The organism is Wenyingzhuangia sp. IMCC45467 (assembly GCF_054111205.1).
Map to the genome: position 1 here is coordinate 1,037,299 of NZ_CM134196.1, position 25,400 is coordinate 1,062,698.

Below are 25,400 nucleotides of genomic sequence, written 5' to 3' on the forward strand. Positions count from 1 at the left end.
TTAGTTGATTTTTATGTTGAAATTAAATTGGTAAATAGCTGGTTGAATTAAATATTCTTGATGTGGTTTAGCTCCCCAACTATCATCACCTCCAACTCCCATTTGCACTTTGTTAATTTGCCATTCTACAAAAGGTTGTTTTTCTATATCTGTTGGATGCCTTTGGTCTTTTTCATCACCATCATCAAAACCTTCTTGGGCATATGGCATGGCACTTGTTTCAAAAGGAATCTCAGATGAAACCTCTATGAATTCGTTCTTAGAATTGCTTAATTTAACCCATCTAACATCTGTTTTATTTCCATTTTCTTGTGGACGAGCATAAGCAAAATATTGGTTTTCCACTTCATCTGAATAAAGGCCAACTAAAGAACCTGAATTACGATCTATATAATTTTCAGAAGGACCTCTACCAAAATATTCTATATTTTCAAAACTTTTATCAATTCTTGTACGGAAACCTATTTTAGGTATTTCAGGTAAATTTTTGTCATTAAAATCAAATTGACTTTTTACTTCAATATTTCCATCTCCGTAAATTTTATATGCCACCTTTGCCTTTCTTTTATTGATGTCATTTATTTTAAAATCAATATTAACTTCTACCAGTCCTGGAATTGCTTGATTGATTTCAAAACTTTCTACTTCAAAACTTTCTACGATGTTTTTCCAAATTTTACACCTATTTTGCATTCCATTACCATAATCATTATCTGTTGGAGCTCTCCAAAAATTTGGCTCTAATGGCATTTCCAACAATTCTTTTCCTTGCTGATGGATAGAAGTAATCCAGCCTGTATTTTTATCAAAACTAACATCAAACCTATCTCCAATAACTTTTAGATTATTCTCAGAATGAGTTAATTCTAATTTATATTCAACAGAATTAATTTTAGTTTGGGTTATGGAAATAGGTAGTTTAAATTGTTCGTAAGCAATGATAGATTCTGCTGGAACTAAACCTATTTCTGTTTTAGACTTTATATACACATTTAAAAAATACTCTGTATTTATTTTAGGTTCCATCTTGGGAAGATTTAAATTGATTACTTTTGAACTAGATGGATTTATTTTCAATTCATTTAAAATTCCTTTTTTCTCAACTACTCCATTCGCTTCAATAACCCATTCCAATTTTAAATTAGTCAAATCATCAAATGAATAGTGATTTAATAATTGAATAAATCCTTTTCTTAGATCAACCTCCTTAACATAAACAGGTTGATATACTTTTTTTAATTCAAATAAAGCAGGATGTGGTGTACGGTCTGCATTTACAACACCATTCATGCAAAAATTATTATCGCTCAGTACATCTTTAGGTCCAAAATCTCCACCATAAGCCCAATATTTGTTCCCATTTTTATCTTTTGTTTTTAAACCTTGATCTACCCAGTCCCAAACAAATCCTCCTTGGAGTTGTTTATATCTATATATCAAATCCCAATAATCCTGAAAATTCCCAAGACTATTCCCCATGGCATGAGCATACTCACATGGTATTAATGGTCTATCAGTATATTCTTTAGCATACTTTTCCATATCCTCCATTTTTATGTACATATACGCTACAATATCTGTGTTGAATTCTTTTCCTGCTCGTTCATATTGAACAGGTCTAGTTGGATTATTTTCTTTTATCCAATTATAGGTTTCATAAAAATTAATACCATTACCAGCCTCATTCCCCAAAGACCATATAATTACTGATGGTTGATTTTTATCTCTTTCTACCATATTTTGTGTGCGATCTAAATGAGCAGCCATCCAATTAGGTTTGTTTGCTAAGGTTTTATCTAAATCATAACCAATACCATGAGATTCTATATTTGTTTCATCTAACACATATAAACCATATTGATTACATAATTGATAAAACTCTGGATCTTGAGGATAATGACAGGTTCTAATAGCATTGATGTTATTTTGTTTCATTAGTTTCAAGTCTTTTATTCTCGTTTCTAGATCAAGAACATGTCCATTAGTTTCATGATGTTCGTGTAAATTAACCCCCCTTAAAGTAATTGGCACACCATTTATCTTTAAAAGTCCATCTGTTATTTCAACTGTTCTAAATCCTATTTCTTGTTGAATTGCTTGAATTATTTTATCTCCCAATTTTAACTCAATTTCTAATTGATATAAATTGGGAAATTCAGCAGACCACTTTTTTACATTTTCTATCTGAGAAGTAAATATTACTTTATCAATATTAGCTGCTTTACTTTCTTCATAAATGACTTTATCTGAATCTAAAACTCTTGTTATAATTGATAAATTAGATATTTGTTTTTTCCCTGTCAAATCAACTGTTAACGCAAATTCACCATTTTTATATGTTGTATCTAAAGATGATTTTACATTGAAATCTTCTATTCTTCTTTCAGGAGTAGCTACTAAATACACATCTCTTTCAATTCCTGATAGTCTCCAAAAATCTTGATCTTCTAAATATGAACCATCACACCAACGGATTACTTTTAATGCCATTAAATTTTCACCTTTTTGAAGATATGATGTAATGTTAAACTCAGCAGGTGTTTTACTATCTTGACTATACCCCACAAATTGACCATTTACATAAAGGTAAAAAGCAGAGTTTACCGCCCCGAAGTGAGCAAAAACCTGCTTATCTTCCCAATCTGATGAGATTTCAAAGGTTTTTCTATAAAGCCCTGTAGGGTTATATTCCTCAGGAACTTTTGCTTTATTATCGCTTATTCCCCACCCCTTAAAAGGATATTGAATATTGGTGTAAATTGGATCGTCATATCCATGCATTTGCCAATTAGCAGGTACTGGTATTTGATCCCATTTTTTATCTTTATAATTAATTTCTATAAAGTCCTTATTTACCTCTTTCGGATTTTTAACCCATTTAAATTTCCATAAACCATTTAATAATTGGTAAAATTCCGATTTTAAAGGATCTTTTTGCTTTGCAGTTTCTATATTTTGGTAAGGAATGAACGAAGCATGAGCAGGCTCTTTATTTACCCTAAAAACCCCTTCATTTTTCCATTCATTTCCTGTTTCTTGAGCTATTAAAAGACCTGGAAAACTTAACAGAACAGATAGTATTTGTATCTTAAATTTAATTTTCATTTTTTAATATTTATTTTTTATGAATGTGATATATTTTTCCTTTTTGAGTTGGAAAACTTGTTAAATAGTATTTTCCTTCTCTTTTAGATGTTAAATTCTCAACCTCTTTTACAGCCACTGGAACATTTGTTAATAAAACACATTTCCCTCCATTTATTGATTTAACTTCTGCTGTTTGTAACTCATTCTTTTTCCATTTTACATCTACTTCAAACCCACCTCTAGCTTTCAAACCTTTAACTTCTCCTATTTTCCATGCCGATGGCAAAGCAGGTAATAAATGAATATTATCACTATGACTTTGCACTAACATTTCTGCTATACCTGCTGTTGCTCCAAAATTTCCATCTATTTGAAAAGGAGGATGTCCACAAAAAAGATTACTATAAGTTCCTCCAGCATCTGACATGTTAACAGTATAATTTTCTGTAGGGTACAGTAAGTTTTGTAACAGTTTATAAGCATGATTTCCATCTTTCAACCTAGCCCAAAAATTTATTTTCCAAGCCAAAGACCAACCTGTACCTACATCTGTTCTTAACTCTAACGTTTTTTTTGCTGCATCTGCCAATAATGGCTTAGCTAAAATGTCCAATTGATTTCCTGGATAAAGACTGTATAAATGTGATACGTGACGATGTGTTGGCTCATTTTCTTTAAATTCTTTTGTCCACTCCATCAATCTTCCATCAGCCCCCACTTGAAAACTTTTCATGCTCTCTAACCTTTCTTTAATTTTTGACAATTCAGAACTTGTATAATTAAGTATTTTAGCTGCTTTCAACACTGATTTAAACAATTCTGAAATAACTTGCTGATCATGAGCAGGCCCCATACTAACAGAAACTTTTGATCCATCTGGAGCATAAAAAAAGTTTTCAGGAGAAGTTGAAGGACCTGATACCCACTGACCGGTATTAGAATCTTTTATCAACCAGTCTAAATAAAATCTTGCTGATTTTAACATAATAGGATAAATCCTCTCTAAATATTTTTGATCTAGTGTGTATGTATAATGATCCCAAAGTTGTCTAGATAACCAACCACTACCCGCTACATACATTCCCCAACTAGTCCCTTCACCAGGAGAAGTAAACCCCCATACATTTGTCAGTGTTTCAGTAACCCATCCATCCATATTATATTGCTCTTTTGCTGTGATTTCTCCTGGCTCTACTAAAGACTCTATTAAATCTGTAAACGGTTCAAAACATTCTGACAAATTTGTTAAATCTGCAGGCCAATAATTCATCTGTAAATTAATATTAGTATGGTAATCACTATTCCATGGCGTTTTTATTTTATTTGCCCAAATACCCTGCAAATTAGCAGGTAGTGTTCCTTTTCTAGACGAAGAAATCAATAAATATCTACTAAATTGAAAATAAAGTTCTTGAAGATGTAAATCATTTCCATTTTTAAGTCTAACATCAGTAGGAATGGTATCAACTTTAGTGTCGCTAAGTTTTAATTCAACTTTATCAAAAAGAGATTTGTAATCACTTAAATGTCTTTTTTCAAGCTTTTCATATGAAAAACCTTCAATCTCTTTTAATTCTCTTTTGGTTACTTCTATGGGATTTTCTCCTATAAAACGGGGGTATTCTTGTTTGTAATTAGTTCCTGCTGTAAGAAGTAAAGTTACTTCATTAGCTTCTTTTATAATTACGTTATTGTTTTTGTATATAACTGAACCTCCATCAACAACTGCTTTAAGTCTTGCTGCATAAAGCATTCCACCTCCTCCTTTTCCATCATCCATCACTCCAGTCATCAAAAGAGATTCTCCATCTTGTTTTGTAGAAAAACGCTCTGGACGTGTTAAGGAAGTTTTAAAGCTAATCTTTCCTTTTTTATCACTAGAAAAATGAACCACAAACACTTTATCTGGATAACTTGCAAAAATTTCTCTTTTAAACTTCACTCCATCTTGGGTATAAGTAACAGTTGCTTTAGCGTTTTCTAAATCCAATTCTCTTCTGTAATCAGAATATGATTCATCTGTTTCGAAATCAAAATAAAGATCTCCTAAAGTTTGGTAACAGCCATATTGTGTTCCCGAAGATCCTCTACCTTTACATACTTGAGTTTGAGTGGTAAGTAAATCTGCTTCCCTATACTTTCCTTTAAATAGCAATTGACGAATTTTTGGCAGTGCATCTGCTGCTTTTGGATTATTGCTCTCTTGAAAACTACCTGACCAAAGTGTTTTTTCATTTAACTGAATCCTTTCATGATTTACATCACCATAAACCATAGCCCCTATATAGCCATTCCCTAAAGGTAATGCTTTGAGCCACTCTGAATCACTTTCCCAATGATTTTTACTATCTAACACTTGGGAATTAGCTGGTTTATCATACCATAAATTTAATCTAGACTCCTCCTTTTTTTTATTTTCAGAACAAGAAAACAAAAACATGGATATATATACAATAACCCCGAATTTCATCATATGATTCTTTTTTTTATTTTGAAATAGAATTCATAATCCTAACATCTTTTATATTTATTAATCTAATTATCTTGGTCTTTTTTATTTAAAAAACTTATAATGACGATTTAAAATCTTTGTATTTTTACATATAGCTAACATCTCCTATATTTGGAATTATTATTTGTTTTACTGATGATAAAATTTGCAATAACTTATTATGTTTATCTTTTCTATCAAATTTTAAGTCCATGGCTCTGATGCGCTAGATACTTGCAAAACATCACCCACACGAAACTGTTACGACAGCAATTTATCTTTACGTATGTGATTTTTAAACTATCCATAAAAACCTACAAATCATTTGCATGTAAAAATTCATTTCCTTCTTCTGGCAAGTTTGAATAACCATACCCCTACAGTCGTACCTAATGACTTGATAATTTTTGCCAAACTCAAAAAATTGAGGATCCCATTCTGAATGGTCAAAAGGAATGCCCATGAATGAAAATTACAGGCTCTCCTTTTTCTGTTAATTCGTAATATAATTTTGTACTCTCATCAATAGTTACAATACCTGTTTTTTAACTGATTTTGATAAGGATACTTTCTTATAAACATCACGAACCATAATAGGTAGCACTGGGCTGCTATAAAAAGATGAAAATCCATCTTGATTTGCCTTTTCTACATTTACATGTGTTAAGAAAAAACCATAAGTATTGGTTGTTTTGTCAATCCAAGGGTAAGCTCCTGCCCAACTTGGACTACTAATTAAAATAGCATTTCCATTAACATCAATTTCTTCACGCCACTCGCCTAACCCATAAACACCTTGGTGATTACCTCCTCTTACTTTATTTACATAATCAGGTTCTAAAATTGGATTTTTTATATTACTAACTTGGTCAGATTGCATTTTTACAATAGAGTTTTCATGTAATATTTGTTGTTTTTTATAAACCCCTTTATTAGAAATCATTTCTAAAAAGTGGGCATAATCATGCAAAGTACTTTTTGCTCCACCTCCTAACATTGGAGCATGACCTCCTCCATTATCAACAGGAATAAAATGAGTGTTTTTCATTTCTAAAGGAATGGCTATCCTTTCTTGAAACAGATCTTCAAATTTTTTATTGGTAGCCAGCTCTGCCATTCTACCAGCTACTTGCATGGCTAGCCCTCCATAATAAAATTCCTCCCCTGGATTGGTTTTTGCAGGTAAGTGAACAATGTGCTTTACTGATTCCTCTAAAGTTTGATAATGATCTTTAGGTTCCCCTTTGGGTTGATAATCTGGAAAACCCGAAGTATGAGAAAACAACTGTTTTAAGGTAGCTTCCCCTTTAATATCTGTAAACTCTGGCAACCATTTTTTCACTTTATCATCCCAAGAAAGTTCTGAATTTTCTACTACCGAAGCAATAGTTGCAGCTGCTAACCATTTTCCCGCTGAAGCTATAAAAACCGTTGTTTCTTTATTGTAATTACCAAAATAATCTTCATAAATAACTTTATTATTTTTAGAAATTAAAATAGAAGCTCCATTATAATATCCTTTATTTACCCAGGTCTGAATTTTCTTCTTTACAATTCCAAAATCATAACCATTACTATGAGTAAGCTCTTCCTTGTTATTTGAATTAGGTTTACAACAAACAAGTAAAATAGCACAAACCAGTGAACTTAGATTTTTTATGTTAGCTAAAAATCTCATTAGTTTAACTCCATTTTTATGACTTGAAAATCTAATTCAGGAAGATGAAAAGTTACCGTTTTAGATTTTCTATCATACTTACCAACATATTCCTTACCCGAAATATCTGTTAATAGTGCTTTTTTAATTTTATGATTTACTTTTATTTTTAAATCTGTAACTCCATCTGTTCCTAAAAACCACTGTCCCATTTCCTTTTTTAAAGAAGCAGAAGCAGGTTCACCATATACTTCAAGAGTATATTCTGAATTGGAAATAGATTTTCCTTTTCCTAAAAACAATGTAAAGTCATTATTAACATAACTAATTACTCCATAAGTTCCTTTTACAGAAAACTCATTTTCAACCAATACATTATTATCATTCGTGTTTGAAAACACTAAATTTTCTTTACCAGATTTTTCTGTAACTTGAATACCTATATTTTCTCCTTTTCCAAAATAACTTACCGATTTAATTTCAGTACTCCCATTTTCGGCAGGTTCATAAATAGCAACAAAAGGTCTGTTCCATGCTTCACCATTTTGTTTTACAATTAATGTAGGAATTGGATTGTTATTAAATTCCTTAGGTAATGGACCATGACGAAATGCTGTTGATTTTGGAGACATTACAGAAAATACTTCTCTATTATTCTCCCCTTTAAACCATAGGTTCATGTTCACAGTACGGTCTTCCATTTTTAAAGAAAATTGTCCTTTAAAGTCTTCTTTTGTTTTGATAGATTTCTTATTCCACATATAATCATATGCCATTAAATCTCCATCACCAAAAGCCAAAGAAGAGGTTGATTCTAATGCTAAAGGTTGATTATTAATGTTTGTTAAATTTAATTGCTGACCTAAATTATGGAAGAAATACTCATGTTTATCATCCATATTTTCTTTTTGTTTAGAACGGAAAATATCGATATAGAACCCACCTAACTCATTCTTAATAATCCCCATTACTCTACGTTGATTACTATGTGTTTCTGGCTCTAAAAACTCAACATCTGAAAAAGTATACCCTTTTAAATTGCCTTCTTTTTGTTGACTTCTTGGATACATTCCCAACACCTTAAAAGCATGATTGCTTTTCATTTCAGGGTATTTTGATTTTCCATTAACAATTACGGTATTGTGTGCAGGAAACTGTGTGTAATATTCTGCATATTCAATAGAAAAATAATTAGCTCCATGTCCCATTTCTGGAGCCAATGGTAGTCCTTTTCCGTATAACTCCATAGCAATACCATTAGAATGCATGTGATTTCCTAAAGATCCTATTTGACTAATCATTAAAGCATCTTTCTCGTCATCACCTTGTCTTTGTACCAACCAACTAGTATTAGGAGCATAAAATAAAGGAGAAGTAAAATCAGATAATTTTACTGCTTTAATTTCCTCTTTAATATTTAAAGCTTTGTGAGAAAATAAATCTGCTAAATTTCTACCAACAAACTCACCGTTAAACTCATGATTGTCATCAATTGTTTTTAATAATTTGGTGAAATAAATCTCATCTTCAGGTTTGTTATATCGTTGTGCATTTTCTATTAAATATTCAATAGGTTCAACCCTTATGTGTGCATAATGTCCATCTCCAAAAGCCACTTTAAATTTATTAGGGTATAAATATTCTGTAGCAGCTATTACTGCTTTTTTTAACACAGGCATTTCCTCTATTAAATCAATTTTAAAATTACGATCATAAAATGCTGCAAAATGAATAAAATCATTTAGTACATTCATAGAATAGCCTGGACTTTCATTCCATAATCCAGTTTGATAGTCATACCCATAATCCATGAGCTTTTTCATAGACCACTGGCGAGTAGATGTTTGATTCATGATTAAATCTAAATAATAAGGACCTCCCTTACCATTCTCATAGGTATCATTATTTTCTAAAACCAAGGCTATGTTTGAAATATGTGCAGCTTGTAACAAATTCCAATTGTTAAAACTCACCCCATTTTTAATAATTAAGTCTGCCCATTTCTGTAAAGTTGCATCATAAATTTTTAAGTTTTCTGGATTGCGATTGTCTATATAATTATGTAAAAAATCATAACATTGAGTTACTTCATTCAATACGTGTTCTTGAATTACTTCAAATTGTGTGTAACTTACCAAAGTTTGATGATGTCCGTGACTTAAATCAATTGGCTCCTTTAAATAATAGACCCCTTTTAAATAAGTATCTAATACACTGTATGCCAAATCAGCATATTTTTCATCTCCTTGATACCAATATAAAAAAGCAGCATCTCTTGCTATACTTAAAATTTCACGATTGATTGATGCTGTTGTCCCACTTGTTGATGCTAGTGCTCCCCATTCCCATACATTGGTAGTCTTGTTTTGTAAATACAGTCCCCTTGGGTCATCCATATAAGGTTTTACCTCTTCTAGTTTTGGTCTTTTATAATTTGATGGTGTTCCACGACCACCGATAAATTTAACTGTTGGTGCAGGTGCCTCTCCTTCTGCATGATCGTATTTACCCCCATTGATATAAACTTGATTGTGTTTGGTTTTCCAATACATTTGTAATCTAGAAACCAGCCAATTCTTTTCTTTTTTTGAATATGTTAAAATTGGTTTTAATCTATTTTCTGTTTTTTTTATAATCTCTTTTGCCCAATCTTTTCGATTCACTAGCTTTTGTAGCTCCTCTTTTGTAGTATTTCTTGTTAATATTCTAGGGTGTGATTCCCCCACAGAAACAGGTACAGTATAGGTTTGAGCATTTAACTGACCTATAAAAGTGAATATTAATATATATATAACAACAAATTTCTTCATAATCCCAAACTCTATTTTCTTCTTTTCTAAAAAGTAGTTGTTAGATTGCTCCAACAACTACTTAACCTAACCAATTATTAACTTTAATAAATAAATTAACTAACTATTTAATTTATCTTTTTAATATGAATTGCAACTCCTCCAGAAGCTTTCATATTTAAGGTCAAAACTTTATTGTTTTTAACTTTTATGCTTTTAACTGCTACTTTGGTACGAGTATTTACTTTATCATCATCATTATAAATAATAGCTTGATATTTAGCTTTAGCCTCTAAAAAATCTAATTTAATCTTCACCTCTCTAGCTTCTGTATTTGTTATAGCTCCTATAAACCAATCTTCTTTAGATTTTCTTGCTGTAACAATATATTCTCCTGGAGACCCTTGTAAAACTTTAGTATCATCCCAAACGGTTGGAACAGCATCAAAAAAAGCAATTTCTGGTTCACCTTGATAATCGCTTGCTTTATCATACCAATACAAGGTTTGTAATGGACTGTACATCACAACAGATAATGCTAATTGATGTGCATGTGTTGTTTTTATACGATTATCATAATAACAAACAGTATAATCTCCCATACCTGCAATACCTCTAGTAAAAGGTAAAATAGTATTGTGTGTGGCATCAGGAAACTCTTCATTTCCTCTTATTCCCTCAACAGTCATTATGTTAGGTAATGTTCTTTGCTCTCCAGTCAACCTAAATTCATCATGAATATTCACCATTAATTGATTGTCTGCCGCTCTTTGTACTGATTCATGTAACCAATTTGTCCATCTGTGAGACCCCAATGCTACAAAACCATATTTAACTCCTGCAATTCCCCATTCTTTATACAATGGAAAAATATCAAAATCTTGTTTTAATAATGCTTGTTGATTTACATATAACCAAATTCCAACACCTCTTTCTTTTCCATACCTAATCACCTCTTTTAAATTCAAATCAACATCAATAGTTCTTGCATCCGAATCAAACGTAAAAGAAGGACCATACCATTTCCAATCAAAAAGAACATACTGTAAGTTATGATCTACAGCAAAATCTATCCATGCCTTTGCTCCTTTTTCAGACAAAGCAGTTTCACGAACAATTTTCCCTGGCTTTATCCAACTAGTATCTTCAATTTTACTAGGCTCATTTAAGTTTAAAAGAATATCATTATTTTCTATTAACCCTGTAGCTGTTTCCGATGCCATAATTACTCGCCAAGGCGTTCCAAAATAAGGCACTTTATCTACACTTTCATACAAAGTGGTTTTAACAGTTGAAGGCTTTTGTTTACTTAACTCAAATTTTGTACGTACAAAATCAACCATTCCTGCTTCTGCCAAACATGCATACATTCCATTTGGCAATTCTAAAGTTAACGGACGTTCACTTTTTGCTGGCCAATTGTGTAATGGCAATAATTGATATGGTCCTTGTGCCCAAGCCTCAAACCATGCTTTTGTTCCTTGTGGAAAAGTAAACTCTGTATTTTCCTCTGTAACTCTGTAATAAATACCTGTTGGATTGTCTAAAAAATAATATCTAAAAGCTACACCTTGATTAAACACTCTAACCTCTATATTCATTTTATAATTAGTACTTGCTTTTTGTTTAAAAGAAAGTACCAGTTCATTATAATTATTATCAATATTATCTCTTTCTCCAAAAACAGGTGACCAAGAATTATTTACGTTACGAACACTTTCTTTCATGAAAACTAGTTCATCCATCCATTTACCTTTTGGTTTGTCTTTTATAGCCAATGCCCATTCCGAAAGATGGTTATCTAATTCAATATTAAACTCAGACTCTAATACTATTGGCTTACCTTTAAAACTAACTTGGTAGTAAGTTTTTGTGATTCCATTATTTATTTCTTTTTGATAAAAACTAAATAAGAAATTACCGTCAGGAGACTCAATCTTTTGGAAGTTTAATAATTCATCTTTTACACTTGATGAAATTATTTGATTTTCTATTTCTTTATTATTCTTTATTTCTGCAGCACTTATAGTCATTACAGAAAAAAATAAACATAGAAATTTAGAATAGTTAAAAATGGTGTTAAACATTAAAATATGGATTAATTTATAAAGATTCAATTTAATTCAAAAGTATCAAGAATCACTCTTTCATAGCTATAACATAAATTTCATTATCTATAAATAAAATGTATTTATAGATATAATCGTCTTATTCATGTGTTAAACGAGTTAATTATCTCTATATAACTAACCTGTTTCTTACAATAGTTCGATTAGATACACTAAACAATTATAGCTTTAGTAAATTAAGAGTTCATGAAAAAAACATCTACTTAATAAGTATTTTTTTTGTTACACCATTTATAACAACAATATATAGACCAGGTGACAAATTATGTTTGATAGTTAAAATATTATCTTTTATTTTCTCTTTCTTTACTAAAAAAAACCTTCCAAACACATCATAAAACCTTAAAACAATGAAGTTTTTCTCTAATTCTTCATCATTCATATTTATATAAAACACATTTTTAGTAGAAGAATTTAGTTCAATTTTTAGTTGATTTTTTTTAAATTTTACACTTGACGTACGCATTGACAAGTTTTCAACATTATTACCATAAAACTTTATTTCTGATAGATTACAAAAATGAGTTGAATAGTAATAAACATATCGATAGCTTTCAGTTGTGGAAATAGTTGCTTCTGTATAAACTCCCACTACAGGTTCCTCCGTTATTGTGTATAACGTCACTGCATCTGATAAATCCGAATTATTAGCTCCTCGTATTTCATCTCCCACCATTCGTCCTGGAGTAACAACACGAGGAACATAACGAACTGATGTCAATATTACTTCACTTCCTTGACCTAAATCATACCCTACATAACCTACACTAGAAGGAGCATCTACATATGTAAGTATATCTCCATCTACAGCAGAAGGTATTTCAGCATCAGGATCATTTCCCCACGATCCACTATGACCTATTAAGTTACCTGTTAGATAATTATTATACTCAGGATTTTCTACAGTCTCATTTAGCGTATATAATAATGTACCAAAACCTAAAGAATCAAAACCTCCACTATTGGATCCATAATCTCCTCCACCTCCTTCTCCTCCATTAGCACGATTCTCATTAGCTGCCATTTCTACATATGGAGATGACAAACCTTTTTTAACTACATAATGATTGTATAACAATTCCCATATCGGCCTAATAGCACCTCTACCAACATCTCCGTTTTCAATATGCACATCTGTACCACCGCATATACTCCAAGGATCTTTGTAATAACGAGTATACTCTTCAAAAGGAACCTCTAACATTCCTACATTATATTTGGCTACATACTCTGCTCCTTTTAAAATTCGATTATTATCATAAGCAAATAAATCATCTCCTTGATTCCATGCCATTTGAGCAATCTCACCTAACATTCCTATACACAACAAAGTATGTCCTTGATCACGACCACTCTCTTGCATTTGTCCTAATCCATTAGGGTGTATATAATAGATAGCATTATCTAAGCTTCCATTCCCTGCTCCATTATACAAATAGTCTATCGCTATATTATAATCTGTTTCACTATCTGTTAACACAGCAATAGCCATAATATTTGCTATACTAACCAAATCCCAATTGGCCCAATAATGTGTAATACAAGTACCGTTATGTCTTACTAAAAAATCTTTACTTATAGGTAAAAACAAATCCACCAACCATTGTTTAAAAGCTGTAAAATCTGCAGTAGACCAACCTTGATAATCTCTCATAATTTCAGCTGCATTGGCAAATTGATACCCATAAATACCCGCTCCTAAAACAATATTTGAATTTCCACTAAGACTGGTACAAGTAGAAGCCCAAGCATTTAAAATCTCAATAGATTTGTCCGCATAGTCATCATCACCTGTTACCTTCCATCTTATTGCACATTGAAATGCTGCTGCTGCATCATTAAACGCTGCAGCATAATTGTCAGATTCTGGCTCCTCCGTAGAATTACCTCCTCTAATAAGTTTCACAACAGGATTAGGAGTGTAATTTAATTGAGCATGAGAATTATAAATTAACTTACTCCAACCTGTCATCCACGGGTTGGCATTATCTCCTACTTTATCTACAATTCTATCAAAATCAACTTGGGTAGATAATAAACCAGGATGTGTAAATGTACGATCCGCATAAAACTCTAACTCAGCCACATTGCAACTATTATTTGATGTCATATAAATATATCTATATGAATTTGTTTCATTCACTATAAACTCATGCAAGTCTGAACCACTATTTACGATTCCTTGATAATCAAATTCTCCTGAACCTGTTCCATTTGGTGGAAAAGTGAACAACAATGTTCCATTTGCAGGATTGGTATCAGTATTAGAACCATAAATTGTATTGCCCCCCATTCGATAGGCATGCGTACTACGAGGATAAAACTTTACAGATTTTAGTGATACAGGATTTGTTCCATAATCGTATCCTATCCAAGAAGCACTTGATGGACCATCAAAAAAAGTATTAATATCTCCATCCTCAGCTGCTTCTATTGTTGTTGCGGAATTATTACCCCAAGAACCTTGAGTTCCTATTAAAGTGCCTATTTGTTTTACTTGTGCTTTTACCTCTCCCATAAAACATATTGAAAACAGTAAAAAAAGATACTTTCCAGTATTCTTATTTAAATGATGAATTATTGCCTTAATCATAGTTTAGTTAAGAATTTATGTTTATCACAACTTTTAAAGGTATTGCGTATCACCTTATTTTAAACAAAAAAATGGCTGTACTTAAGTACAGCCATTTTTTAAGGTTTATTTTACTTTACAGTTAACTTAGTTGTTTTTCCATTAATTTTAACAACATAAATTCCTGAATTTAAATTATGGTTTATTGTTAGCGTATTTGAAGTAACTTTAACCGTTTTATTTAAAACCAACTCCCCTAACACACTATAAACTTTTATATCTATTGTGTTTTTTAAAGTTTCACTTCCTAAGTTTACACTAAAATTATCTATTGAAGGATTAGGATATAAAACTAAATCTTGTTTGTTAGTATTAATATCATTTATTCCTAATGTAGTTGATGTTCCCCAAAACTCAATTTCCCCAACATTACAACCATTGATAGAATACATGTAAATATATTGATACCCTTGACTAGGCATAGGATCTAAGATGATTTCGGCTAAAGTAGAACCTGCAGCTACTGCTCTATAATCATATTGCCCTTCTAAATGCTCTCCTGTATCAGCATCAGGAAAAGTATACAATAAATCTCCTGAAGTTCCTTCGTATCCTGTATTAGAACCATAAATTCTATTCCCCTGCATACGATCTGGTAAACTGGTAGTATTCGAATTACGTGGAAAAAACTTAATCGATGACAATGTAACCTCATTTCCTGAACCATAATCATAACCTATCCACGACTGACTTTGTGGACCATCAAAAAAAGTATTAACATCTCCATCTACAGCTGCCGATATTGTAGCATCAGGATTACTAGCCCAAGAACCATTGGTTCCTATTAAAGTTCCTAACTGTTTTGATTGTGCCTGTAAAAAATTTACAGTTGTTAAACATAGTATCATTATTAAAACGAAACTTGTTTTGTTTTTAAAGTGTAATTTTGTTTTCATTATGTTATAAATTTAAATTAAGTATAGTCATGTTTTTAGGTAATGACTTAAAAGTACCTTTTTTTTACACTATCAAAAATAGTATACCCCCTAAAAAAAGAGTATAAATAAAATACAAAAACCTATAAATAAAATTTTTATACTTATTCAAGTAGATGTTTTTCAACCACTTTCATCATTTTTTTTATCCCACGATAAGTTCTGAGTGATATTTAAAAAATCAAATAGATAAATTTGATGTATGAAACACTAGAAATAGAGCTTAGAACAGAAGTAAGAAATTCTATCGAGTTCAGAGGAAATAGATATCGTAGAAGCTTGTCGTAAGTTTGGAGTAAGTTCTGGTACTTTTTACAGTTAGAAAAAGAAGTTTGAACATCAAGGAGAGTCAGACTTAAAAGTGACTTACGATGCTAAAAGTAAAGAACTTAAAGTAGCCGAAGAGGAGAACTGAGTTTTTAGTAAGTTACTTGTTTATAGAGAAATAGAATTAGAGGTACAACGAGAACTTTAAAAAAGTTTGGAACATCCGCCCCAAGAAAGATTTAGGAAATCACATTTATAACAAACATAAATGCAGTAAGACTAAGATCATTTAAATGGTTGGCATAGTAAAAAGTAGTTATTATAGAGTTCCTAGTAGAGGCCACAAGGGTAATTGAACCTCTAAGTCAACCTATCATAAAGCAAAAGGAATGCAGACCAAGAAACAGTAATAGCTTCTGTAAAAGAGATTTTAAGCCATGAATTTATAGATTGTGAATATCGATTAATGTGTTCTTATCTAAAAGAAGATAGTTATAAAAAACTATATAGAATCATGAAACAAGCCAATCTATTGAAATTAGAGCAAAGAATTAACAGAAGTGGTACCGGTCATATGTTTGTTCAATTTAGAAAAGTGATTACCTCTAGATCCATGGAATGCTCAGAAATGGATATAAAAGTTGTATGGATACCTAATGCAGGTAGAAACGCTTACTTACTTTATGTAATTGATGTATATACTTGTAGTATATTAAAAGATTATTTTTCTTTTCTATTAAGAAAAAATAAGTGATAAATCTGCTTTCTGATATTCAATAATTTACCCATATATATACACCTGAAGAAAATGCACATGTAGAAGCTTATCATGGAATATTAAAAAAGAAGTTTTTTCAGCCTTTTGAGTACAGAACTTTTGGAGAAATTGAACAAATACTAAAAGGATATGTTATTTTCTATAACAATACTAGGCGTCATGGCCTCTTATGAAAGATGGAACAAACAGAAACACTTAATTTTAATGAATAATCCGAAATTTAAAAGATTACTCTTGTTTTATAGGGGACAAAACAATATGCTAAAAACATCTTAAAATAATGTTTTTAAACCCATTACAAGTATTTTAAACAAATAATTACCTACCCAAGAAACCATTGATATCAGCTTTTTTTATATCATTATTTAGAGCTATATCTTACCTAGTTTTCAAATTCAGAAAAACTGATAATCAAAATCACTCTTTTTATTTAATGTTTTATATATTTAAACCTCGTTTTTAAATATAAAAAAACAGGTTCTCGTATAAGAACCTGTTTTTTTATGTTTAAAATTATTTTTATTTTTTATTGTAAAAAAGCTTCTAAATCTGCAACAGATTTAAATGTCCTAATCCAATCTATTTCATAACCTGTTTCATCAGACGTGATGTCTGCTATTTTTAATTGCCATGATGCTAAATCCTGACTATCTGTAATCACTGTTGACACATCATAATAAATAACATTGTTTGAAACAAAATCTGTTTGATATGAATTATTTGCATTATCAAATCTATCTAATTTAATATTCCCTGTCACAGGACTCACAGCATCTGTACCTGTAAAAGAAATTTTATAAGCTAAGATAGGATATTCAGAAGAATATCTCCATATACCAGTTGGTGTATCAGCAGGAAACACTCCTCCTTCCACATATTTTAAATCTGCTCTTCTTTTACTCGTTCCTGAAAATTGACCAGCCTCAAAAGTTACTTTTAATTTTCCATCTTCAATAACATTAGTTGCACCCTGTACACCTACCCAATAATTTATTGCATTAGGATCATCAAATTCAAATATATGTTTTCCTTCTGGAATAACGGCATCAACTATATTACCATAAAATTCAATTTCAGCAATGTTACAGAAACCATCAGATGAATAATAATAAATATAACGATAACTTTCTTCAGTAGTAATTGCCGCCTCTGTATAAACTTCTGTAACAGGCTTTGACGTTATTGTGTATAATGTAACTGCATCAGACAAACTAGGATCATTTGCTCCACGAATTTCACCACCAACCATACGTTGTTCATTACCTGTACGAGGCACATAACGTACTGAAGATAATACCGCTGAGTTTGTTTCTCCTAAATCATATCCTACATAACCTGTTTTACTAGGAGCATCTACCGCGGTTGTAATGTCTCCATCTACAGCTGCTGCAATAAAGGTTGCTGGATTATTTTGCCAAGAACTTGAATGGCCAATTAATATTCCCTCTAATTTATCAATACCTATTAATAAATAAGGCCCTGAAATAATTTGCCCATCAATATTGATTATTATATTTCCAGAATCGGCATCAGGAGTCATAAACTTAATTTCACTATTCGTCAAACTAGTTACTTGAGCTTCTACCCCCGAAATTTGTACTGAAACATTTTCTATATTTTCTCCAAAATTTTCTCCAGTAATAACAACCTCTTCATCTATTTGAGCTTTGTCAGTACTGATGTTTGTTATTTTAGCGGAAGGTAAAATAGTATAAGCGACTTTAGTTGTATCACTTTTTGTAAAATACTCAACTTTTATAATACCTGACAAACCATTGCTAGGTACTTTTACTAGAATATTGTTATTGTCTACACTTTTTATAGAATCTGAAGCAACTCCTCCAAAAAACACTTTTACCGCACCTATGGCATCACCAAAATTCTCTCCTGTTATTGTAACATACTGTCCAGCATACCCAGTTTTAGGTGTAAAATCATTGACAACTGGAGTTGGGTAATTAAACTCTCTAAAATCTGCCTCTTTTTCACATGCTATAAAAAAGAAAACACTTATCATTGATATGATCCCAATGACGATTGTATTTTTAATATTTTTTTTCATAATTTTCGTTTTATTAAACTTTTAGATTCTTTAGTCTCTAGTATACATTAGAGTCCCAAACCCTAATTGATCAAAACCACCACTGTTACCACCATAATCTCCCCCACCTCCTTCAGGTAAAGTACTACTTACACCTAACGGAATATATTTAGTAGATAATCCTTTAATTTTCTCATAGTGAGCATACACACCTGCCCACATAGGTCTTCCAGCCCCTCTTCCAATATCACTCGGTTGCGTATGTGTTTCTGATTGAGAACAATTAGCAGCATAGTATCGAGTATACTCATGAAAGGGTACTTCCAGTCTTGCTACATTGTATTTTGCCACATATTCAGCAACTTTTAAAAATCGATTATCATCCAAACCATAAAAGTCATCACCTTGATTCCATGTTAATTGACATAAATTAGCCATCAATGCAATGCATAATAAACTATGCCCTTGATCCCTACCCATCTCTTGCAGTTGAGCTAACCCTTCATTTTCACCCTCAAAAACATAATTAATTGCTTTGTACCAATTACCGTTACCATTTCCTTGTTGTAAATAATTAATAGCATAATTATACATAGATCTGTTATCTGTTAAAATGGCAATTGCTATAATTGAATTTAAATTAGCCGCATCCCAATTGGTCCAATAATGAGAATCACAGGTTCCGTTATGTCTTATTAAAAAATCTTTAGCAATAGGGTAAAAAACTTTCAACATCCATTCTTTATAAGCATTAAAATCATTTTCATTCCACCCCTCATAATCTCTTAATATTTCAGCGGCTATTGCAAATTGATATCCATAAATACCTGAAGCCAAAGCTACGTTAGAGTCTCCACTGATTCTTTCACAAGTAGTAGCCCAAGCATTTAAAATATTAATAGCTGTTTCTGCATATTGATCATCTTCACTAATTTTCCATCTTAATGCTAATTGATATGCTGCAGCTACATCATGAAATGCTCTTCCATAATTATCTGGATCTGGCTCCTCTCTACTATTCCCTCCTCTAACTAATTTCACTACAGGGTTTGGTGTGTATGATGCCTGAGCATGTGAGTTATTAATTAACTTGTTCCAACCAGATAACCATGGCTCTGCTTGGATAGCTAACTTAGCTCTAACTCTTGCAAAATCCTCTTCTGTGTGTAATGCTCCCACGTGTTTTAAAGGAACAGAAGAAGGAAGCGTATCTATGGCTAATTTATTTGGATCTACTGTAACAATTGTATCCTTATCATTATCTATATCTTCATTATTTACGGAAGAACTAGAACAAGCCATTACCAAACATACTATAGCACTCACTATAAATATGGGTTTGATGAATCTATATCTTTTATTTGTCATAATTTATCTTATTTACTAATACCATACAGGAATATATTCTGCATGGTATTAATTTAATATTTAGTTTTAATATCCTGGATTTTGAAGAATTTTATTATTCAACAACATTTGACTCTGAGGCATAGGATATAAATAATGTTTCTTTTCAACAGTATGGTTTAATGTACTATTTATAACCACACAATTTAACATTCCATCGGGAGTTTGTACAGCCTCTTCTCCATACACGTATGAATTTGCAACATACGCACTTGTTGGGGTTCCTGTGGCATCTTTAAAATCTGTTACATAACTAGCATTACCTACCACTCTTCCTAAACGAGATGGGTTTAATGATTCTTCTAAAATTCCCCAACGCTTCAAATCATCAAAACGTTTTCCTTCACGGTATAACTCTACTGCACGCTCCCTTCTAATCTCCTCTTTCATATCTAAACTGTTGGCCGTAACCAAAGCATTTGTTAAATGAGCCACTTCTGCACGATCTCTTAATTTATTAATAGAAGCATCTAATTGTGCATCTGATATGTTTCCATTTAACTCATATAATGCTTCTGCATACGTTAAATACACTTCTGCCAATCTAATAATTGACCAATTTGCAGATTCCTCATTATCTAATCTACGAGTTCCAAAACCATACACGCCATATTTACTGTTACCGTATCCACTATATCCTAAACTTCCAAAGTCTAAAGTGGTAGAGGCAGGTGCTGAAGTAGAAGCGTATAAATAGTTTAATAATCTTAGATCACGATTTTCAAATTCATCTGCTGCAGTGTGATACCCTTGAAACAAAGGTGATTTTTCTGGAGGTAAACCATCCGAACAAACCGCTAGATCTACAAATTTTCTACTCGGGTATAATTGCCCAGTTCTCCATGTAATATTTTTTCTAGATTGCTTTAAAGTGTAATCATAAACAGAGTATAAAATAAATTCTTTATTACTGGTTTTGTCGTACCCACCTGGATTTGACAAAGGATCTTCAAGATTAAACAGATACCAAGAACTTAAATCTGTCATTGTAGCATCTGCATTTTTATTCCATAACTCATACCCACCATTATTCATCACTTCTTCACACATGGCTACAGCATCTGTTAGGTACTTGTTGATATTAGCAGCATCGTACCCTGCTGTACCTGCACCTACTGAAGTTCCATCTCCATCTGGTTCTTGACCTACATAGCGTTCCCAGGTAGCTTCGTATAATTCAACTTGAGCCTTAAATGCCATTGCCGCCCATTTACTTACTCTTCCTTTGTCTGTTGCTGCTATATTTTGTTCTGTTGGTAAAGTAGCTATTGCTTCTTCTAAATCATTTAATATTTGTGTCACTACCTCATACCTACTATTTCTTTTACCATACAACTCAGGAGAGTCTGTATCTAAAACAGTAGTTACTATGGGCACTCCTCCAAATCTTTTTAACAAATCAAAATATGTAAAAGCTCTAAAAAAATAAGCTTCTCCTCTGTATTGATTGATATCTCCTTCTCCTGTGTAACTCTCTGCTTTTTCTAGTAAAATATTACAACTTCTGATTCCAGAATAATTCCAATTGGTACTTCCTAGCGCAATGGCTCCGTTTCCCAAATCATAACCCGCTCCATTTCCATTGGCAGACAAATCTGTATTATTATCCATCGTTCCAAAATCCCAACCGGGTAACAAACCGTTTTTCCAATCTCCTTTATCATCATAATAACCATAAAAATTAGCTGTATATTCCTTAAAATCGCTAGGTTTTTTAAAATAAACGGCATCCGTAAATTGAGCAGGAGGTGTTAAATCTATAAAATCATCTTGGCATCCTGTAAGTCCTATAAAAAGGCTTCCTAAAAACATATATTTGTATATTCTTTTCATTGTTTTCATCTTTTAAATTATTAAAATCCAATATTAAATCCGAAAGACCATGTACGTCCAAAAGGATACCCTGCATTGTCACCGTCTGTTGCATTTGATCCTGACTCTGGATCAAATCCATCCTTAATTGAAGTTAACTCCCACAAATCATTTCCAGAAAAATAAATTCTTACTTTGCTTAAATTAATTCGTTCTGTTATTTTTTTAGGAATGGTGTAACCAACAATTAATGTTTTTAGCCTAACATAACGACTATTTTGTACCATAAAATCATTGTTTTCATAATTCCATGCTGCACGGGTAGGGTTTACTGTTAAACGTGGATAATAAGCATCTTGATTTTCTTCCGTCCAAGTTTGTCCTAAAAAAGTAGGATTTTGATTTGTAAATATGGCTTTAAAAGGATAGGCCATATACCCTGTACGCATGATGTTTTGTTTTAAATGACCTTGAAAAAAAGCATTCAAATCAAAACCTTTCCAAGCTCCACCCATGTTCAGTCCAAAAGTATAATGTGCAGTACCATCACCAGCATATACCAAAGAACTTTCTTTGTTACCTGTACCTGTAATATTACCTGTTCCTGCAACATCTACTTTTTTGGTATCCCCTGGTCTTAAAGCTACCGCCTGATTGTTTTGAGGTAAAGAAGCTAAAGCATCACTAGATCCATAAGCTGCGTAATAAGCATCTACTTCATCTTGAGTTTTAAAATATCCATCCGTTTTGTAGACAAATAATGGTTTCCATGGATATCCATTTACAATACCATTGGTACCAGCCTTATAAGAATCTGCATTTTCAACCCCATTTACTTGGGTGTTGGCATCACCAATATTAAAGGAAACATTATAACTAAAATCATTCTTTCTATCTTTCCAACCAATGATAAATTCCCAACCTTTTGTATTAAAATTCCCACTATTGGTTTTAGGAGCATTTCCTCCTAAAACAGAAGGATATGTTACATTGACCAACATTCCGTTGTTGTCTTTTTCATACACATCAAAAGTAGTTGTTAACCTATTGTCAAAAAAACCAAGATCAATCCCTATATTTTTTTGTGTTACTCTTTCCCAAGTACGGGTTTTACTAATTAAACCTCCATTATTTAATCCCGATGTAGTTTGTTGAGATGCTGGATTCCCTATAACTGTTGTTCCTATATTAATTAAAGACAAATAATCAAAAGCACCTAAATCATTAGCCTCATTTCCTGTTGAAGCATATGATCCTCTAATTTTACCAAAATTTAAAATGTCTGTAATAGGTTCTATGAATTTTTCTTTGGTAAAAACCCAACCTAATTGAGCCGATCCAAAATTTTGAAACTTATATCCTTTTGCAAAACGGGAATTTCCATCTCTTCTCCCCATCAATTCAATCAAATATTTTTCATCGTAATTATAATTCACTCTGGCTAAATAAGAAAAACGTCCGTTTAAACTTTTAGCTCCTCCATTGGTTTGTGTTTCCGTAGAAGCTAAACTAATATCTTGAACGCCTAAATCTTCAAAACCGACTCTTTGAGCCGAAATTGACTGAGAACTCATTTTTTCTGCATTTACCCCTGCCATGGCAGAAAAAGTATGTATATCATTAAATGTCTTCTCATATCTTAATAATCCTTCGTAATAATTATAATAACTTGTATAAGCACTAGCACTATAGGTATTATTCACTCCATCTGTTTGATATGAATTGTTTGTTGGGTTTCCGTACCAATCATATAATTGAACTGGTAACACATATCTTTCATCAGTATATCTTTCATTTTGAATAGACGCCTTACCTTCTAAAGAAAAACCTTCTCCTAAATCGTATGTGGCTCTCATATCAATTCTTCCTGTCAAAGATTTTTTATCATATCTCCCTGCATCTGAGGTATTGGCAGCTGAATTTTTATTGGCCCCAGCATCAATACCATTAAAAGGAGCAAACCATTGTCCATAAGGATTTTTAGCAGGATAAAATGGCATATCAAAAGAATATAAAATATTTCCTAAACCTCTTGAAGGCATGCTAGTATTTGCGTTTATAACACTAATGCTAGATTGTAGTTTTAACTTTTCTGACAATTTATAATCGTAATTAAAACGAGTATTAAACTGTTTTTGCCCATCATAGGCAGTTGCTAAATTCCCTTGATTATCTGCATAACTCATAGATAATCTATACCCTGATTTATCTCCACCGCCAGAAACACTTAAGTTGTGCTGGTATGAATAACGGGTGGCAAACATTTCATCAATACGGTTGGCATTAAAAATATAAAAATCTGTATTAAATAAATCATACTTCCCTTCAACTCCTTGCTGCATTTTATTAAGGTTCTCCTCTCCCCAGATCCAATAATTAGGGTTGGTTTCTTCTTTATTACCTTCAAGCCACATAGTTGCATATTCTTTCATACTTGGAGAGTAGCCCACCAAACCATTAGTGGTAAAACGAAGATTTGCATTATAGTTAACTTTAATTTCTCCTTTACCTCTTTTTGTAGTCACTAAAATAACACCATTAGCCGCTCTAGAACCATAAATCGCAGCTGCACCATCTTTTAATACACTAATGGACTCAATATCATCTGCGTTTAAATTCTGAAAAGAATAATCATTAACTACGGGTACGCCATCAACAATTATTAATGGCTTGGAACCATTTACTGATGAAGCTCCACGAATGCTAATATTTAGTCCCTCATTCCCAGGTCTTGCAGAACCACGAGAAACTACCAATCCTGGTGTTTGACCTTGAAGTGCAAGACCAACATTGGTAACTGCTCTATCTTCAAATACTTTACTGTCAATTGTTTCTACAGCTCCTGTCAAAGTAGCTTTTTTCTGCCTACCATACCCCACAACAACTACTTCATCCAAAGCAGATGTTTGTGCTTCTAAGGTCGCATTAATCATTTTATTTGTCCCTACTTTAACTTCGTAAGTAGCATACCCTACAGAACTAAAAACCAAAATTGATTCTTGTGATGGTACATTAATGGTATAGTTACCATCAAAATCTGTCATAGTTCCAATAGAAGTTCCTTTAATAATTACGTTTACTCCAGGTAAAGGCATTTGATCTTCTTTAGAAACTACCGTACCTGTTATTGTTATATTTTCAGCAAATAAAACATTGTTTATATTCTTTGATAATTCAACCGTATTAGCATACAAGATGCTATTGAATGATCCATGTACTAATAAAACTATAAAGGAAATAGCCTTAAGAGTATAAGTCATGTTTAGCTGATTTATTTTTAAATTCATCATAAAATTGTTATTTAAAATTCAGTATTATTAATTAGTTTTTCTTTATTAGTTTGTTTTTTAAAGTTCATTGTTCTTCATAATTTTT

General features: G+C 31.9%; 13 protein-coding genes. 2 read left to right on the forward strand and 11 right to left on the reverse strand.

Annotation, left to right across the window (positions count from 1 at the left end; translation table 11 throughout):
* The 7 genes from ACXGQT_RS04420 to ACXGQT_RS04450 form a co-directional block, all read right to left on the reverse strand.
* Positions 1-3,105: a glycoside hydrolase family 2 TIM barrel-domain containing protein gene (locus ACXGQT_RS04420; protein ID WP_457830198.1), complete on the reverse strand. Its 3,105-nt coding sequence runs from the start codon at positions 3,103-3,105 to the stop codon at positions 1-3.
* Between the two features lie 10 nt (positions 3,106-3,115).
* Positions 3,116-5,560 carry a glycoside hydrolase family 95 protein gene (locus ACXGQT_RS04425; RefSeq protein ID WP_457830199.1) on the reverse strand — a complete coding sequence of 815 codons (2,445 nt, stop codon included), beginning with the start codon at positions 5,558-5,560 and terminating at the stop codon, positions 3,116-3,118.
* Positions 5,561-6,107: 547 nt separating this feature from the next.
* The gene (locus ACXGQT_RS04430) at positions 6,108-7,256 is read right to left on the reverse strand and encodes a serine hydrolase domain-containing protein (RefSeq protein WP_457830200.1); all 1,149 of its coding nucleotides are present in this window, start codon (positions 7,254-7,256) and stop codon (positions 6,108-6,110) included.
* Positions 7,256-10,045 (reverse strand): hypothetical protein, encoded by a 2,790-nt coding sequence (locus ACXGQT_RS04435; protein WP_457830201.1) that lies wholly within the window; start codon positions 10,043-10,045, stop codon positions 7,256-7,258. The genes ACXGQT_RS04430 and ACXGQT_RS04435 overlap by 1 nt, the downstream gene beginning before the upstream one ends.
* A 107-nt stretch (positions 10,046-10,152) precedes the next feature.
* Positions 10,153-12,111 (reverse strand): glycoside hydrolase family 97 N-terminal domain-containing protein, encoded by a 1,959-nt coding sequence (locus tag ACXGQT_RS04440; protein ID WP_457830202.1) that lies wholly within the window; start codon positions 12,109-12,111, stop codon positions 10,153-10,155.
* Between the two features lie 241 nt (positions 12,112-12,352).
* Entirely contained in the window at positions 12,353-14,746 is a 2,394-nt protein-coding gene (locus tag ACXGQT_RS04445) for an alginate lyase family protein (protein WP_457830203.1), read from the reverse strand.
* Between the two features lie 110 nt (positions 14,747-14,856).
* Positions 14,857-15,633, reverse strand: a complete 777-nt coding sequence (locus tag ACXGQT_RS04450) for a T9SS type A sorting domain-containing protein (RefSeq protein WP_457830204.1) — start codon at positions 15,631-15,633, stop codon at positions 14,857-14,859.
* A gap of 868 nt (positions 15,634-16,501) precedes the next feature.
* Here ACXGQT_RS04450 and ACXGQT_RS04455 point away from each other — a divergent pair.
* Positions 16,502-16,741: a hypothetical protein gene (locus ACXGQT_RS04455; RefSeq protein WP_457830205.1), complete on the forward strand. Its 240-nt coding sequence runs from the start codon at positions 16,502-16,504 to the stop codon at positions 16,739-16,741.
* 80 nt (positions 16,742-16,821) lie between these two features.
* Entirely contained in the window at positions 16,822-16,938 is a 117-nt protein-coding gene (locus ACXGQT_RS04460; protein WP_457830799.1) for an IS3 family transposase, read from the forward strand.
* 353 nt (positions 16,939-17,291) lie between these two features.
* Here the strand turns inward: ACXGQT_RS04460 and ACXGQT_RS04465 are convergent, their stop codons facing one another.
* The 4 genes from ACXGQT_RS04465 to ACXGQT_RS04480 all read right to left on the reverse strand — a co-directional run bounded on the left by ACXGQT_RS04465 (position 17,292) and on the right by ACXGQT_RS04480 (position 25,315).
* Positions 17,292-18,827, reverse strand: coding sequence for an IPT/TIG domain-containing protein (locus ACXGQT_RS04465; RefSeq protein ID WP_457830206.1), 1,536 nt, complete (start codon positions 18,825-18,827; stop codon positions 17,292-17,294).
* A 30-nt stretch (positions 18,828-18,857) separates the two neighbouring features.
* The gene (locus tag ACXGQT_RS04470) at positions 18,858-20,174 is read right to left on the reverse strand and encodes an alginate lyase family protein (RefSeq protein WP_457830207.1); all 1,317 of its coding nucleotides are present in this window, start codon (positions 20,172-20,174) and stop codon (positions 18,858-18,860) included.
* 66 nt (positions 20,175-20,240) lie between these two features.
* On the reverse strand, positions 20,241-22,046 hold the full coding sequence (locus tag ACXGQT_RS04475) for a RagB/SusD family nutrient uptake outer membrane protein (protein WP_457830208.1): 1,806 nt from the start codon (positions 22,044-22,046) through the stop codon (positions 20,241-20,243).
* A gap of 20 nt (positions 22,047-22,066) precedes the next feature.
* The gene (locus ACXGQT_RS04480; protein ID WP_457830209.1) at positions 22,067-25,315 is read right to left on the reverse strand and encodes a SusC/RagA family TonB-linked outer membrane protein; all 3,249 of its coding nucleotides are present in this window, start codon (positions 25,313-25,315) and stop codon (positions 22,067-22,069) included.
* Positions 25,316-25,400 lie beyond the last annotated feature (85 nt).